Annotated in this window: 10 protein-coding genes; 5 read left to right on the forward strand and 5 right to left on the reverse strand. The window is 61.5% G+C overall.

Features of this window, described 5'->3' with window-relative positions; genetic code table 11:
- Positions 1–85: 85 nt before the first annotated feature.
- The 3 genes from menD to EII11_RS05455 all read left to right on the forward strand — a co-directional run bounded on the left by menD (position 86) and on the right by EII11_RS05455 (position 4702).
- Positions 86–2047, forward strand: coding sequence for a 2-succinyl-5-enolpyruvyl-6-hydroxy-3-cyclohexene-1-carboxylate synthase (gene menD / locus EII11_RS05445; RefSeq protein ID WP_124869696.1), 1962 nt, complete (start codon positions 86–88; stop codon positions 2045–2047).
- Positions 2048–2170: 123 nt separating this feature from the next.
- On the forward strand, positions 2171–4165 hold the full coding sequence (locus tag EII11_RS05450; RefSeq protein WP_240623069.1) for a trypsin-like peptidase domain-containing protein: 1995 nt from the start codon (positions 2171–2173) through the stop codon (positions 4163–4165).
- Positions 4166–4264: 99 nt separating this feature from the next.
- The gene (locus tag EII11_RS05455; protein WP_124869699.1) at positions 4265–4702 is read left to right on the forward strand and encodes a GNAT family N-acetyltransferase; all 438 of its coding nucleotides are present in this window, start codon (positions 4265–4267) and stop codon (positions 4700–4702) included.
- A gap of 68 nt (positions 4703–4770) precedes the next feature.
- Here EII11_RS05455 and EII11_RS05460 read toward each other — a convergent pair whose 3' ends face one another.
- Genes EII11_RS05460 through EII11_RS05470 form a run of 3 tightly spaced genes read right to left on the reverse strand, consistent with a single transcriptional unit; the run spans position 4771 to position 7588 of the window.
- A complete protein-coding gene (locus tag EII11_RS05460; RefSeq protein ID WP_240623070.1) occupies positions 4771–5187 on the reverse strand; it encodes a hypothetical protein in 417 nt (138 codons plus the stop codon).
- On the reverse strand, positions 5139–7367 hold the full coding sequence (feoB, locus tag EII11_RS05465) for a ferrous iron transport protein B (protein WP_124869702.1): 2229 nt from the start codon (positions 7365–7367) through the stop codon (positions 5139–5141). The genes EII11_RS05460 and feoB overlap by 49 nt, the downstream gene beginning before the upstream one ends.
- On the reverse strand, positions 7364–7588 hold the full coding sequence (locus tag EII11_RS05470) for a FeoA family protein (protein WP_124869705.1): 225 nt from the start codon (positions 7586–7588) through the stop codon (positions 7364–7366). Before EII11_RS05470 ends, feoB begins: the two co-directional genes overlap by 4 nt.
- Before the next feature lie 540 nt (positions 7589–8128).
- On the opposite strand from EII11_RS05470, the gene EII11_RS05475 reads away from it, so the two are divergent.
- Together EII11_RS05475 and EII11_RS05480 are read left to right on the forward strand one after the other, a co-directional pair.
- Entirely contained in the window at positions 8129–8731 is a 603-nt protein-coding gene (locus tag EII11_RS05475; RefSeq protein ID WP_124869708.1) for a hypothetical protein, read from the forward strand.
- Positions 8732–8891: 160 nt separating this feature from the next.
- On the forward strand, positions 8892–10220 hold the full coding sequence (locus EII11_RS05480) for an O-acetylhomoserine aminocarboxypropyltransferase/cysteine synthase family protein (protein ID WP_124869710.1): 1329 nt from the start codon (positions 8892–8894) through the stop codon (positions 10218–10220).
- 896 nt (positions 10221–11116) lie between these two features.
- Here EII11_RS05480 and ppdK read toward each other — a convergent pair.
- Positions 11117–13828 (reverse strand): pyruvate, phosphate dikinase, encoded by a 2712-nt coding sequence (gene ppdK, locus EII11_RS05485; protein ID WP_124869712.1) that lies wholly within the window; start codon positions 13826–13828, stop codon positions 11117–11119.
- 231 nt (positions 13829–14059) lie between these two features.
- Positions 14060–15307, reverse strand: coding sequence for an SPFH domain-containing protein (locus tag EII11_RS05490; protein WP_124869715.1), 1248 nt, complete (start codon positions 15305–15307; stop codon positions 14060–14062).
- Between the last annotated feature and the right edge of the window lie 282 nt (positions 15308–15589).

Below are 15589 nucleotides of genomic sequence, written 5' to 3' on the forward strand. Positions count from 1 at the left end.
GGGTATTCTGTGGGCACAGGGGTTGTATTGCCCCGGCTGGAAAGGCAGTGAGCAGAAAGACAGCGGGTGGAAAGGCAGTGTGAGGGTGTCGGTCGCTGAGTCGTCGTCAATATCTGTAGCTCGCACGCTGTTGCGGGCTTTACGCGCGCAGGGCGTGCGGGACGTGGTGTATTGCCCTGGTTCACGTTCGGCACCTTTGGCGTACGCTTTGGCCGAGGCCGAGGCGGCCGGCGAGCTTCGTTGTCATGTTCGTCTTGATGAGCGTGCGGCTGCTTTCGTTGCCGTCGGTTTGTCGAGGGCGGGTGCGCTGGCTGCGTTCAGCGAAAGGGCAGAGTTCACGACAAACACGGTGCCAGGGTCAAGTGCAGCGCCTCGTCCTGTGGCGCTGATGTGTACCTCTGGTGGCGCTGTTGCTGAGTTTCATGCGGGTGTTGCGGAGGCTTCCCATTCCTTTTTGCCGTTGATTGTTGTCAGTGCGGATCGACCCTTTGAAATGCGCGATGTGGGGGCTTCACAGACGACCACTCAGGTGGGGATTTTTAGCGCTCACGTGCGGGCCTCCTGGGATGTTCCTGCTGGCATCGGCGCTGATGATCGTCTTGAGGCGTTGGTCGCCCGGGCTTGTGCGGCTGCTCAGGGCTGCCCATCGGGGCGGCCTGGGCCTGTGCATCTGAATGTGGGTTTCCGTGATCCGCTGGTGCCAGAATCCTTACGCCTGGGATCGACAGAACCTGACGCTTCTCTGCGTCCAAGCACTCCTCCTGCACTTCCTCCTAGTGATCCTGCTTCTCTCGGCGTTCCTCCCGCATTCGCCTCAAGGGCAAACGGGGCGGTTGGCCCGCAGGTTCTCCGCGCCGCTCTCGTTCCCCTGCCATGGGAGCAGGCGGTCAACCCTGACCTGCGGACAGTGATTATTGCCGGCGATGGGGCGGATCGGCGGGCGGCCTCGTGGGCCGAGATTGCGGGCGTGCCCTTGTTGGCTGAACCGTCAAGTAATGTCACGGACTCAGCGGCGTGGGTGCCTCACCAGCAAACGCTGCTGACGGCGCTGGATGCCACGTTGCCAGATGATTCGGGCTCGGCTGAGGCTTCCTCGATTGCCTCAATTGAGCAGCTGGTGGTGACCGGCAGGCCAACGCTGTCTCGGCCTGTGTCGGCTCTGCTTGCTCGCACGGATGTACGGATTATTGTTGTGCATCCCTGGGAGGAATGGCCTGACGTTGCGGGGCAGGCTGATGTGGTCTGCGCTGCTTTGAACGCGCCGCAGGGGCCTCATGCTGACGCGGCATGGTTGCCCTCTTGGCGCGAGGCCTCTGCCCGGGTGGGTCAGCGTCTCGATGAGCGCTCCGCCGCGCAGGAGGCTGCGGCTTTCCCTGATTGCGCTCAGGCTGCTACCACCCCGGCTGCCAACACACAGCGTGGTAGTGCCCAGCGTGATAATGCTCAAGCTGGTAATACTCAGCCTGGTGACGCGGCCTTGTCATTATTGGCAGTAGCTGAGGCTGTCTGGGGCAGTGAAGAGTCCACTTTGCTTCTTGGGGCGTCGAACTCGGTGCGCGCCGTTGATCTTGTGGCACGAGGCCGTGGCCGCACCCGCGTGTGCGCGAACCGGGGACTTGCTGGGATTGATGGCACTATCGCCACCGCTTTAGGCCTGGCCTGGGGGTCAGGGGAGCCGGTGCGGGTGATGCTCGGTGATTTAGCGTTCTTCCATGACGTCTCTGCCCTGTCGATTGCTCCGGGCGAGCCTGTTCCTGATGTGCAGATCATTGTGGTGGACGATCAGGGTGGTGGGATTTTCGCCTCATTGGAACATGGGCGGCCCGAGTATGCGCAGGTGTTTGAACGCTGGTTTGGCACCCCTCAGCAGGTGTCGGTACAAGACCTTGCTCGCGCCTACGGCGCGGCGTACAGGCAGGCGGATAATATGGCGGATTTACGCCGCATGTGCAGGGTTCGCCCCAGTGGGATTGAGGTCGTTCACGTCAGGATTCAGGCTCCGCGCGAAGAGTTGCGGTGGGTGAAAGATTGCCTTGTTCTACCCTGATTTTTCCCCGGAATCTCCCCTACCTTCCCCTATGTCTTTTTGGATACGTTCAGTTTTATATCAGGTGCCGGTGACGGCTCTGACGCACAATGGTTAGCGTTGCGACATAAGAAAGAAGGATTCATGTCCGAGTTACCTTTCAGCGAAAATAACGAAAACCGCACCATCATTCCGCCTGTGCCTGCTCCTCCCACGCCAACGCCTCCCGCCGATGAGGACCCTGCGCGCGCAGCGACGCCTCCCGCATCTGCATCTGAGGGGGCGGCTCGTCAAGTCGCGCCTGAGGCGCAAGCAGAACCCGCGCGCCAGCTAGAGGCTGAGGCACAAGCAGAGCCCGCACACCACGTAAAGCCCGAGGCACCCGCGATGCCCGCAGTGCCCGAAGCTCTTCAAGCGCAGACACGCGAGAATGTTGCCACTGCTTCCCTGACTGAGGCCGCACACAACACGCCGATGGATCCCATCGCCGCGCCCTGGCCGGCGCCCGCACCCGAAAGCCGCTGGACGGGTGAAGAAACCACTACCTCGGACGCTTCAGCCGCTTCATCTGTTGCGCGCTCAACGACGCAGCCTCCTGCAGAGAGTGCTTCCCGAGAGGTTCCTCAGCGGCCTCTCCCTCCAGCATTCCCCAATGCCACGCCCGCTGCCGCTGCAACCGCTGCGCCAGCTTCCTCCAGCGCGCCAGCATCAGCCAGCGTGCCGACGCCAGCCAGCGCGCAAACTTCAGCCAATGCGCCCTCACCCTTTACCGCACCGGCTGTCCCTGCCGCTACTGCGATGACGCCCCCCGCTTCCACGCCCACGCCTGCACCCCCAACTGCACCCCCAGCTCCGGCCTCGTCCTTCGCCCGAAGCGACCAGCCCGCCACGCCCCGGCCGCAAGATAGTCGCCCAACTCCTGCCCCACCTCCTGCTTTCCCCGCTCCCATGCCGCCTCAGCATGGGCACACCTCCAAACGTCAGGGCGTCGGGCTGGGCACCCTTCTTCTCGCCATGCTCCTGACCGCAGCCCTCAGCATGGGCGGCATGTACGGACTGTGGAAGTATTTTGGCCCCCGAAACATGGCAACCGCTCCAGCCTCGTCACAGTCGCCCGCACCGGCCCCCGCAGCCGCCGCGCCTGCAGGCGACTCCATCGACTGGCAAGCCATTGCCGCATCCGTTTCCCCCACCGTCGTCACGATTAACGTTGCCGCGCCCACGGAATCGGGCGTTGGTTCAGGCGTCATCTACGCCGCTGATGGCACTATCGTCACCAACCACCACGTCATCATGCCCGCCGTGAATAATCAGGGCCGCATCCAGGTGACGCTGAAAGATGGGCGTCTCTACCAAGCCACCATTGTCGGTACCGACCCCAGCACCGACCTCGCCGTCATCCGCCTGACAAACCCGCCCGCTGACCTTGCCGTTGCTCAATTTGGGTCCTCTGCGAACCTCACCGTCGGCTCGCATGTCATGGCCATCGGCTCCCCACTGGGCCTGTCGAACACCGTCACCACCGGCATTATTTCCGCCCTGGACCGTCCTGTGGCCGTGCAAGCCAAGTCGCAGCCTCAGTACGATCCGAACGATCCTTTCGGCCAGCTTGACCCCAATGCGAATGCCACTGAATCCGTGGTCACCAACGCTATTCAGGTCGATGCCTCCATTAACCCCGGTAACTCCGGTGGTCCCCTCTTTGATGCGGCCGGTTCAGTGATTGGCATTAATTCCTCTATTGCCTCACTGGCCCAGAACTCATCAGATACGGCCGGCTCCATCGGTCTGGGCTTTGCCATTCCCGTTGACCTGGTGCGTAGTGTCGCTGACCAGCTCATCCAGACTGGCACCGTCGCCCACGCGATCCTTGGCGTCAATATTGCAACCGCCGCCGTTGAATCTGATGGAAACACCTATGTCAGCGCCCGCATTGAAAGCCTCGTTCCCGGTGGCGCCGCCGAGCAGGCCGGCCTGCGTGTGGGGGATGCGATCACTCACGTCAATGGCTCTATGGTGACCTCCGCGCGATCCCTGTCGGGCTTCATCCGCCGCTACAGTGCGGGGGACACGGTCACGATCACCTACATTCGCGACGGGAAGAGCACCGAGGTTGAAGTGACTCTTCAAGCGAAGTAACTCCCGACGGATGCTGGCGCTCCGGCCCGGTCTGCTGGCCAATCGGCCAACAGACCGGGCAGCGCTCTACCGTTTCGCTCTCCTATGGAAAGGCCCCTCATGGACATTCGTGAGCTCACTGCCCGTGATGCCCACCTCGGCTTTACTGCTATGCAGACGCTGCGCCCAGCGTTGACTGCCTCATCCTTTTCCGCACTTGTGGCGGCCCACATGCAGGAGGGTTACCGTCTGCTCGGCGTCTTTGAGGGCGCGTCTGACGAGGCCATCGCCGTGGCGGGCTTCCGAATGGGGCGAAACCTGGCCTGGGGTGAGCACCTCTATATTGACGACCTCTCCACCCTGCCTGAGGCTCGCGGCAAGGGCGCGGCCTCACTACTACTGGACTGGATTGCGGAGGAAGCCCGCCACCTGGGTATCGCTCAGATTCATCTGGATTCTGGTGTGCAGGCGGAACGCCAGGACGCACACCGCCTATATTTCCGGCACGGATATCGGATCAGCTCCTACCATTTCAGCCGCCCTGTGTTGCCAGCGTAAGAACTGGTTGTAGCTTCAAGGCCGGTGCCCCAGGCGTTACGCCTGGGGCACCGGCCTGACCGGGCAGGTTAGGACACTTTGAGGGGCAATATCGGGCAGCCCGCGCAGTGAATCTTCACCTCATCGGAGGTGCCGCCTCCGCATGCGCCAAGACCTGAAGCGCACAGGCTTTCAGCCCGGTCAAGCAGCCCTTGGCGTTTCATCTCGTCGCACATAATCTCCGCATATGCCAGATCAACACCGGCTTGAGCTGCGGCCGCGTTTAAGGTCGCGCCCCTGCGTAGGGCGACATACAGTTTCTGGCGAGCGCCAGGCGGGCGGGCAGGCGCTGTTCCCCTCAACGTAGTGGCGGCAGGAGCCTCGTCCTGCGGCGAGCGCGCCGCGTGGAGGCGGCCCTCAGCGAGCCTCCTCCACGCAGCACGTAACGACGAGCGTGTCACCAGAACAGGCGTCCGATCTGGAAGATCGCCACCGCCAGCACCCATGCGGCCGCCAACTGCACGACCACGGACAAAGCCGTAATGCGCCCACCAATCTGGCGCGCTTGCTCGGCAACGGTGGCCAGGCACGGCGTGTAGGTCAGAACGAACATGAGGAAGGCGAAAGCGGCCAGCGGCGCGGCTTCTCCTGCCGACTTCTCAAAGGATTGGGTCACCAGCTCAGGCAGGGAACCCAAGTCCTCGCCTGCATCCTCAGCGTCGCCGCCGTCCACCTCAGGATCAAGGTTGTAGGACAGGACGATAGAGGAAATCACGGTTTCCTTCGCGACGAAGCCGGTCATGAGTGCACCCGTCATATGCCACTCGCCAAAGCCTGCGGGGGCAAACACGGGCTCAAGGGCCATGGCGGTCGCGCCGTAAAGGGATTCCTCCATGGGGATCTCATCAGCGAAGGAGTGCTTCGAGGTGACGGGAATGGCTGACATGAGCCACACGACGATCGTCATAATGACGATAATCTTGCCCGCCCCCTGAACGAAGGACCATGCGCGCATCCAGGTGTTCTTGAGGATGACGAGGACGCGGGGCACCTGGTAGGGCGGGAGTACCAGCATGAGGGGCGCCTGGGACTCACCCTTCGTGATGAAAGGCTTGAGTACGAGCGCGCCAATCACCACCATGATGATTGAAAGCACATACATGGTAAAGACGACGGTTCCCGCATTGTCGGGGAAGAAAATGCGGGCGATCATCAGGTAGATGCTCAGGCGCGCGGCGCACGAGGTGTAGGGGATAATCAGCGTCGTCACCAGGCGCTGCTTGGCGCTGGGCAGGGTGCGGGTGGCAGCCAAAGAGGGCAGGTTGCAGCCAAAGCCCATAATGAGAGGCATAATGACGCGCCCATCCAGGCCGATGAGTCGCATCACGCGATCCCCTAGGAAGGCAGCGCGTGCCATGTAGCCCGAGTCTTCCAGGATCGCAATCATGAGGAAGATAACGAACATCAGGGGCAGGAAGGAGGCAACGACACCCAGGCCGGCAGCCAGGCCGCCGACAAGGAACTCTTGCAGCCAGCCACCTTCGGCTCCCACGGCGGTCAAGCCCGCAATAATGAGGTTCGCAAGCGAGAATGCGCCCTCATCGGTGGAGGAAAAGAGCCCGTCGAAGAGTTCTTGCAGGGGGCCCACCCATTCTGCGGCGGCCTTAAACAGCAGCCACATCAGGGCAAAGAACACGGGAATACCCACAATCGGGTGAAGCAGTAGGCGGTCGACCTTATCCGAGGTGGAGAGGGTGGCCGCATCGGCACGCGCACCGAAGGCTCCGTCCTCGACAGCCTCGACCCAGTGGAAGATCTCGTCAGCGTCCGCCAGGGAGTCACGACCGCCAGCTTCTTCTGCGGCGAGGGCGGCGGCAGCGGCAGCCGAGGAGTCGGGCACCTCGCTGCAATTCATTGCCTCATGCCCGCAGCCACAGGGGGTGGTGGAGTGAGCGTCCGCCACGGTGAGTGCCGTCATCTCCAGGGGGTCAACCTCGCGATGTCCGCGGGAGGCAGCAGCAAGAGCGGCCGTGTGGTTGTATCCGGGGGAACGCGGGTCGGGCACAATGCCCGTCACGCGAGGGCGAGTGCGCAGGGCTGCGGCGACCATGTCGTCCAGTCCTTCGATGCCCTTCTTTGAGCGCGGGTCAATGGACATGACGGGGATGCCCAGTGTGCGCGAGAGTGCGGATACGTCAACGCGCTTGCCGGTGTCGTGTTCTTGCACGTCATTGAGGGTCACAACAGCGGCGACAGGGCGGCCGGTTCGGGCGACCTGGCCCAGCAGGTACAGGGAGCGGGTAATAGCAGTAGCATCCAGGACCACAAGAACGAGGTCAACGCCTTGGCCTCGCGCGGGGTCGGTGAAGGATCCTGGCGCCCCGGCAAGGGTATCGACAACGACCTGCTCGTCTGGGGAGTTGGCGATCAGAGAGTAGGTGCCGGGCATGTCGAGGATTCGGGCGCCGAGACTTCCCCAGCGGCCTCGCATGACCTCAACGGTGGTGCCGGGCGCGTTGACGACGGCCTGACGAGCACCCGTAATGGCGTTAAAAAGCGTGGATTTACCGACGTTGGGGTTACCAACGATCAGGATGGTGGGTTCAACCTTTTTACCGTCAGCGGTTTCTTCGACGAGGACTGGTCCTTGATTGGGGGTTCCGGGCCCACACTTTGAGCAGCTCATTTCGCCACCTCTACTTGGATTCGGCCAGCGGAGCGGCGGTCAACGGCAACGCGAGTGCCAGCAATATTGATGACGACGCCTCCGAAGGCGGCACGGTTCGTCAAAAAGAACTCGGCGCCGGGGCGTAGACCGAGTTCTTGAAGACGGAGTTGATAGGCGGGATCGACATCAATGGAGGTCAATCTCGCGCGTACATTCACGGGACATTTAGCGAGCAGCATATAAGGGAGTTTAGTAAGCCCTAAGCCCTCAAAGCGGGACCTTCGTAACCACTTTTTGGCGTAATTCCAACGATTCGAGCGGCCGAAATAATCTGACACCCAAAGGCTTGCGTGTCATTTCAGGAAAGAGCGCACTTCTTTCAGCGAACACAAGGCCCTTCGCACCCTGCAATGAGATTCCCCCAAGCAGCACCCCTCTATTTTTCGCACTACCGAATTTTGAGCTTTTCTTGAGGGGCTGCCCCCGTGAGAACTCATCCCCTGTCAGCACCTTCTGTGCAGGCCGACGCCTTCTGTGCGAGTTAGAACCTTTTGTACGCGGTACACCTCGTACAAAAGGTGTTAAGGCGTTCTCATGACGCCAACATGTACAGAACAGCCGTTCCTGCATTCAGAAGAAAAGTTATCCACAGTTTTACCGTTTTCATGAAATTCGGCATTGTCACGCTGTAGCGTGGCAATCATGAAGCGGATGAAGAGCACTTACACAGACAATCTGACACCCTCAAACCGCCTGCCCCGACTCCTGCTCCTGGTGAGTTGTGGCAAGGGTGGGGCATCATCCCTCATACAGCTCCTGCCGAGTCCTGCGAAGGCTTCTTTGCGAACATTCCCCGAAATAATCTTGCCTGTTACCCCGAAGACCAACCCCAACCAGAAGACCCCATTGACGCTCTACCAGCGGGCGAACTCGCCTACCGCGCACTTGCCCTGGCAAAAATTGATGGAGCGGGCCTGCAAGTGCAGCCTCATTCCCGCGCCTACGTCGGCGTGCCCACCCTCGTGCATGCCACCAATCCTCAACGCGACGCAACCGTTGAACTCCTTGGACACCCCGTTCACGTCAGCTTTACAGCGTCTTCCTACTCCTACTCCTTCAATGACGGCAGTGCTCCGCTGGTCACCACTGACCCCTCGGGCCCTTTCCCCATCAGCAGACTGCGGCACATCTACCAGGAGGCTTTCCCCTCCCAAACCATCACGCTTGAAACAATCTGGAGCGCACACATTACCCACCCCACAAACGGTCAGATTATTAGCCTCAACAACGCCTTCACCACCCGGGAAACATCACTCCCCTTCGAAGTACGTAAAGCCAAGGGCTACCTCACCGATACAGCCGAAGAACTCAAAGGCCGCTAAACCACCCATCCTCTCCAGCAATAAGCACCCCAGCATCCAAAGACGCGGGCGTTACACACTTCCACCATGCAAACGCCCGCACGCCCTTGGGCAGATAGCCCACTAGCGTTAGAGGTGTTCACGTCACAACAGCGGGTGGATGACCCGCAAAGGAGCTGTCATGTCCACCGCTAACGCCGAGAACTGGTCCTTCGAAACCAAGCAGATCCACGCAGGCTGGGATCGCGACGCCGCCACTGGCGCCACAGCACTACCGATCCACCAGACTGCTTCCTACGCCTTCGACAGCGCCGAGCAAGCGGCCGCCCGCTTTGCTCTGCAAGAGCTCGGGCCGATCTACACTCGCCTGGGCAACCCCACCCTTGATGCCCTCGAAAACCGCATTAGCGCCCTTGAAGGCGGTGTCGGCGCCCTCGTCGTTTCCTCCGGGCAAGCTGCCATTACCCTGGCAATCCTCACCCTGGCTCAGACCGGCGACAATGTCGTCGCCTCCCCCTCCCTCTACGGCGGTTCTGTTTCCCTACTGAAGTCCACGCTGGGACGCCTGGGCATCGAGACTCGTTTTGTTTCCGACCCGCGCGACATTGATGCGTGGACCTCACTGGCCGATGAGCGCACGGTGGCCTTCTTCGGTGAAACCATTCCGAACCCGCGCGGCGACATTTTGGACATTGAGCCCATTGCCGAGGCCGCCCACGCTATCGGAGTTCCCCTCATCGTTGACAATACTGTGGCAACGCCTTACCTGGTGCGCCCGATCGAATGGGGCGCCGACATTGTCATCCACTCGGCCACAAAGTACCTGGGTGGACATGGCAATTCCATTGCGGGCGTTGTTGTCGACTCCGGCAACTTTGATTGGACCTCCCAGCCTGAGCGTTTCCCGTTGTTCAATCAGCCTGACGCTTCCTACAACGGTATTGTCTTTGGCCGCGATCTGGGGGCCGAGGGCGTCTTTGGTGTCAACCTTGCGTTCATTCTGCGCGCCCGCACGGTGATCCAGCGCGACATGGGCTTTGCACTGTCCCCCTTCAACGCATTCTTGCTGGAGCAGGGCATCCAAACACTCTCACTGCGCGTGCAGCGTCACGCCGACAATGCTCTGGCAGTAGCAAAGTTCCTTGAGGCTCACCCACAGGTTGAGTCCGTCGCCTACGCAGGGCTGGAGTCCTCGCCCCACTACGCTTTTGCCCAGAAGTACGCGCCCCTGGGTGCAGGCGGCCTGCTGTCCTTCGTTATTCAAGGTGGCACAGAGGCTGGTAAGGCCTTCGCAAATGCGTTGGAACTACTGCCTACCGTGGCCAATATTGGTGACACCAAGTCCCTGGTGATCCACCCTGCCTCGACCACGCACTCGCAGTTGTCCGAAGCTGAACTCGTGGCTGCTGGGATTTCGGGCGGCACCGTTCGCCTGTCGATCGGTATCGAGAATATTGCTGACATTCTCGCTGACTTGGAGAAGGGCTTCGTTGCCGCAGCGGCGCTGTAATGCTGAGCGCAGATAATCCTGCGCTGTGAGTGACGGGTAGCAGTTCGCCGCTGCGACGTGCGCATAGGTAGCCCTGTGCCGTGACGCTACCCAAGCTCAACCCATTGTCGGCGGCCAAGCGGCGGCTTGCCCGCCGACAATGGATGAAATAAGCAGCCAGAAGCACTGAGGGATCCGGGAGCGTAATACGCTCCCGGATCCCTCTGCATGTCACAGTATTCTCATCACAACACTGCCCTCAGACCGGTGCCTTGTTGTCATACCGGTGGCGCACACGCCACCTATTTGGCGACACGGCACCGGTTTCGATGGAGGTCTGCCTGAGGGCACGGTGTTGATGGGCGCGCTCCGCTGTGCAGCACACTATCATCCGTGTTTCACGCGTGAAACACGGATAGTGTGCCAGCAGAGCACTCCCCGCCTTCCACCCGGCGACATAAGAAACGCCGACGGTCACAGCAGTAAACAACGTCGGCGGTCACAGCAGTGAACGAGGCAAGCGCCGCCCTGACCAGGATTGTGTATCACGTGCGACTTTTTGTGACGCCTACACCTGTCACTTCACGCAACAAGTGCCACGCAACGCAATATCTTGCACACAGCCGACGAAGAAGCCGATTGCGCGACTCTCAGAGCACGCACAACCAACAGCACTACACACCGCTTTGCAGTTTCACCACCGCGCAACCCCCAGAAATACCAACACCCCTCCCGCTGAAGCGCGCAACCACCCACTCGACCAAGCAACCCACCCTCAACAGCCCAGGCCAGCCTCAACAGCCCAACCCCTAACCCCTACCCCAGCACAAACGCCTGTGGGGAGGCGCGCACTCGGCGCACCTCCCCACAGGCGTATTCAGTTCAGCAGGACCTCAAACCAGCCCCAGCTGTCAGGCTCACTCAGAAACCTTGGCCTCCACTGCCACGCGGCCAGCCTCCAGACGCGCGACGGGCACGCGGAAGGGAGAGCAGGACACGTAGTCCAGGCCGACATTGTGGAAGAAGTGGATGGACAGCGGGTCACCGCCGTGCTCACCACAGACACCGAGCTTGATGTCGCCCTTGGTGGAGCGAGCGCGGCGCACGCCCTCGGCCACAACGGTGCCCACGCCGTGAACGTCGATGGACTCGAAGGGCGAGGTGCCGAAGATGCCGGCCTCGATGTACTGCGGGAAGAAGACGCCTTCAACGTCGTCACGCGAGAAGCCCCACACGGTCTGGGTGAGGTCGTTGGTGCCGAAGGAGAAGAAGTCAGCCTCGTGGGCGAGGTCCTCAGCGGTCATAGCTGCGCGGGGCAGCTCGATCATGGCACCGATGGTGACCTTGGACAGGTCAACGCCCTTATCAGCGGCAACCTCAGCGATGATGGCTTCGCCTTCAGCGCGGATGAGCTGCAGCTCGCGGATGGAGCCAACCAGGGGCACCATGATTTCGGGGCGGGGATCCTTACCCTGGGCGACGAGCTCAGCAGCAGCCTCGCACAGTGCGCGCATCTGCAGAGCGAACAGGCCGGGCAGGTAGATGCCCAGACGCACGCCGCGAAGACCCAGCATGGGGTTCTCTTCGTGGAAGCGACGCACGGTGGCGAGCATTTCCTCATCGGCGGGGTCAGCCCCACCGTTAGCCTTTGCCAGCGCCACCTTGACCTCCAGGGAGGACAGGGAGGGCAGGAACTCGTGCAGCGGCGGGTCGATGAGGCGCACGGTCATGGCCTTGCCGTCCATGACGTCAAGCATCTGCAGGAAGTCTTCCTTCTGCAGCTTCTCGAGGGCGTCGAAGGCTTCCTGACGTTCGGTGGAGCCCTCTTCGGAGAGGATCACGCGCTCAACAAGGGGGCGGCGGTCGCCAAGGAACATGTGCTCGGTGCGGCACAGGCCAATGCCTTCAGCGCCGAAGTCCAGCGCGCGGCGGGAGTCTTCGGGGGTGTCAGCGTTGGCGCGCACGCGCAGGCGGCGCACGGAGTCGGCGTGGGTGAGGAGCTTGTGAACTGCCTCGATGAGTTCGGTGGTGCCTTCGTCGCCTTCAGCGGCGGCCAGGCCAGCCTCCAGGCCACCGGCCAGGTAGGTGGTGACGGGAGAGTCGGTGACGGGAACCTCGCCGAAGAAGACTTCACCGGTCTGTCCGTCGATAGCGATGGTGTCTTCGCCGGTCAGGACGCGATCGCCGATAGTGACGGTGCCGGCCTCGGCGTCGATCTGCAGAGCCTCGGCGCCACAGACGCAGGTCTTGCCCATGCCGCGGGCGACGACGGCTGCGTGGGAGGTCTTGCCACCACGGGCGGTGAGCACGCCTTCAGCGGCCACCATGCCGGGCAGGTCGTCGGGGTTGGTTTCGCGGCGGACGAGGACGCACTTGCGGCCTTCAGCGGCGGCGGCCTCGGCCTGAGCGTTGTCGAAGACGATGACGCCGACGGCTGCGCCGGGGGAAGCTGCCATGCCGCGTGCGACAAGTTCCTTGGATGCGGAGGCGTCGAACTGCGGGAACATGAGCTGGGTGAGCTGGTCGCCGGTCACGCGGTTGAGGGCTTCATCCATGGTGATGAGCTTCTCGTCGACAAGCTGGATGGCGACGCGGAAGGCGGCGGCAGCGGTGCGCTTGCCAACGCGGGTCTGAAGCATCCACAGCTTGCCGCGCTCAACGGTGAACTCAATGTCGCACAGGTCGCGGTAGTGGGTTTCGAGCTTGCGCATGATGCCGCGCAGTTCGTCGTAGGAGTTCTTGTCCAGCTCTTCAAGTGCGGACAGGGGCAGGGTGTTGCGGATACCGGCAACGACGTCCTCGCCCTGAGCGTTTTCGAGGTAGTCGCCGTACACGCCGGAGTGGCCGGTGGAGGGGTCACGGGTGAAGCACACGCCGGTGCCGGAACCATCGCCCATGTTGCCGAACACCATGGTCTGGACGTTGACGGCGGTGCCGAGGTCGTGGGGGATGCGCTCGCGACGGCGGTAGATGTGGGCGCGCTCGGTGTTCCAGGAGCGGAACACGGCTTCGGTGGCCATGTCGAGCTGGGCGCGGGGGTCCTGCGGGAAGTCCATACCCTTTTCGGCCTTGACAATGGCTTTGTAGGTTTCGACGAGGCCGCGCAGGTCCTCAGCGGTGAGGTCGGTGTCGGCGGTGACGCCGCGTTCCTTCTTCAGGGCGTCGAGGGCCTCGGAGAAGAGGTCGCCTTCAATGTCGAGAACGGTCTTGCCGAACATCTGGATGAGGCGGCGGTAGGAGTCCCATGCGAAGCGTTCGTTGCCAGAGGCTTCGGCCAGGCCGAGGACGGACTGGTCGTTCAGGCCGATGTTGAGGACGGTTTCCATCATGCCGGGCATGGAGAACTTGGCGCCGGAGCGGACGGAGACAAGGAGGGGGTTGGTGGCGTCGCCCAGGTGGCGGCCCATCTTGTCCTCAACGTTGCGCAGTGCAGCGGTGACCTCGGTGGCGAGGGTTTCGGGGACGACGCCTTCGCGCAGGTAGGCGCGGCAGGCTTCGGTGGAGATGGTGTAACCGGGAGGCACGGGCAGCCCGAGCTTCGTCATTTCTGCCAGGTTGGCACCCTTACCGCCGAGCAGGTCCTTCTGGGACTTGTCACCCTCGGAGAAGTCGTACACGTACTTGACCATTGAGGCCCTCTTCCTTCAGATTCTCGTTTTCGGCCCTTCCTTGGGCACGTCGGTCCCATCCTAGCAACTGTGGGACCTAGGTCACCACGCCCGCCAGCGTGATCTTCGCCGGGATTTCGGCCTTCAGCGGTACTATCGCAGGGCCGCTCCCCGCCTTCGTCCCACAAACGGACAGGACATGGAACGCTTTTGATAACGACCACACACCCCATTCGCTAAGCGAGGTAGCTCCTACGCTTGGGCCGCCCCACATTCGGGGCAGAAGTTCGGCCGCGCGCCTTCAAAGCGCACGCCGCAGCCGCCGCAGAACGAGGCCACCGCATCCTCCTTCGGGCGGGGCCGACCGCATCTGGGGCAAAATTTCGAGCGGTTGACTGTCGCGCAGCCGGGGCAGTTCCATTCCGCTATAGCGGTGGGGGTGGGAGTTCCTGCAGTCATCTGAGCATGGTTGCAGGCTGACGCCGCTTGGGTGAAGGCGCCACCAGCCTGCATTCCAATGCCGACTCCTAAGAGGGCGCTTCCCGCTCCGGCCTCGTTAGACCCAGCTGCCTCGATGCCGCGGGCGACGCTGCCTTGCACGTAGCCTTCGCGGACCGATGGGTCTTGAAGGACAGCACCTTTGGAGCGCATGTCGATAATCTCGCGGGAGGCGTCGTCGTAGCTCAGAGCGGCAATACCCACCGAGCATACTTCGATGCCTCGACGCTCTCGCCACTCTTGATCGAGTGCTTCGCGCATGTAGCGGGACAGCTCCACGGCCTTCGAGGTGACTTGAGAGATTCGTACTCCGTCAACACTCATTTGGTTGATGGCACTTTGGAGGGCTTCAAGGAATTCCGCCATGTACTGCTCTTGGATGTTGCTGATGTGCACGTGTTGGGCGTTGCGGGCGATTGCCTCACGATAGAACAGGATCGGGTCGGTGATTTTGATGGAGAAGGTGCCGTGGCAACGCAAGAACAGCTCGGCGTTGTAGAAGGCATCGAAGTAGTTAATGGGGTTGGGTGTTCCGAAACGAATGCCCTTAATTTCTTGAAGGTTGACGTAGAATGCCTGCTGTTTACGAGGTGTTACACCGCCGAATTTGAAGCGCTCGAAGGTGTCGCGGACGCTGGCGTCAAGCTGGCCGACCATCAGCGATGGGGAGCTGGATGTATTGACGGTGTAGACGCCAGGTTCAGCAGTCACGTCAACAATTGCACCGGAGTCGACGAGGAGCATCGCCTGGTTGTCGTACACGTGAATGCGTGATCCGGAGGAGATGATGTCTTCGGTGCCCGAGTTGACGCCGTTGGAACGACCTACGCCTGTGAGGAGTGAGCCTTTTGTGAAAACAACGCCCTCGCCCATATTTGTGGCTTCAATGACCTCAAGCCACTGATCTCCCAGACCACCAAGAACTGCCTCTTTCCCTGCGCGCAGAATGTCACTTGCACTAAACGACTGCGGCCTTTGATCCGTGACGCGTTCAAGCCCCATGAGATCTCCTTAGAAAACGGGTTGGCGGAAGGTGGGAGGTGGAGGCACGATTCTTTTCGGACCGACCCCCGTATACACCTACTTTCATAGGATTCTTCCAGATTCATTCGCCAATTGTGTGGGCTTGACATCACTCGTTGGTTTGTCCGCTTTGGGGTGTCAGGACTTCTTTACTGCGCTCGATAGCTTTGAAGTAGCGGACTTTAGCGACCTGGGCATCCCACAAGGCACGCAGTTCTTCCTCACTTGGCGGCTCAACACTAGAGTTTTTGAGGTCGATAC

The organism is Schaalia canis (genome assembly GCF_003858455.1).
GTDB classification, from domain to species: Bacteria; Actinomycetota; Actinomycetes; order Actinomycetales; family Actinomycetaceae; genus Pauljensenia; species Pauljensenia canis.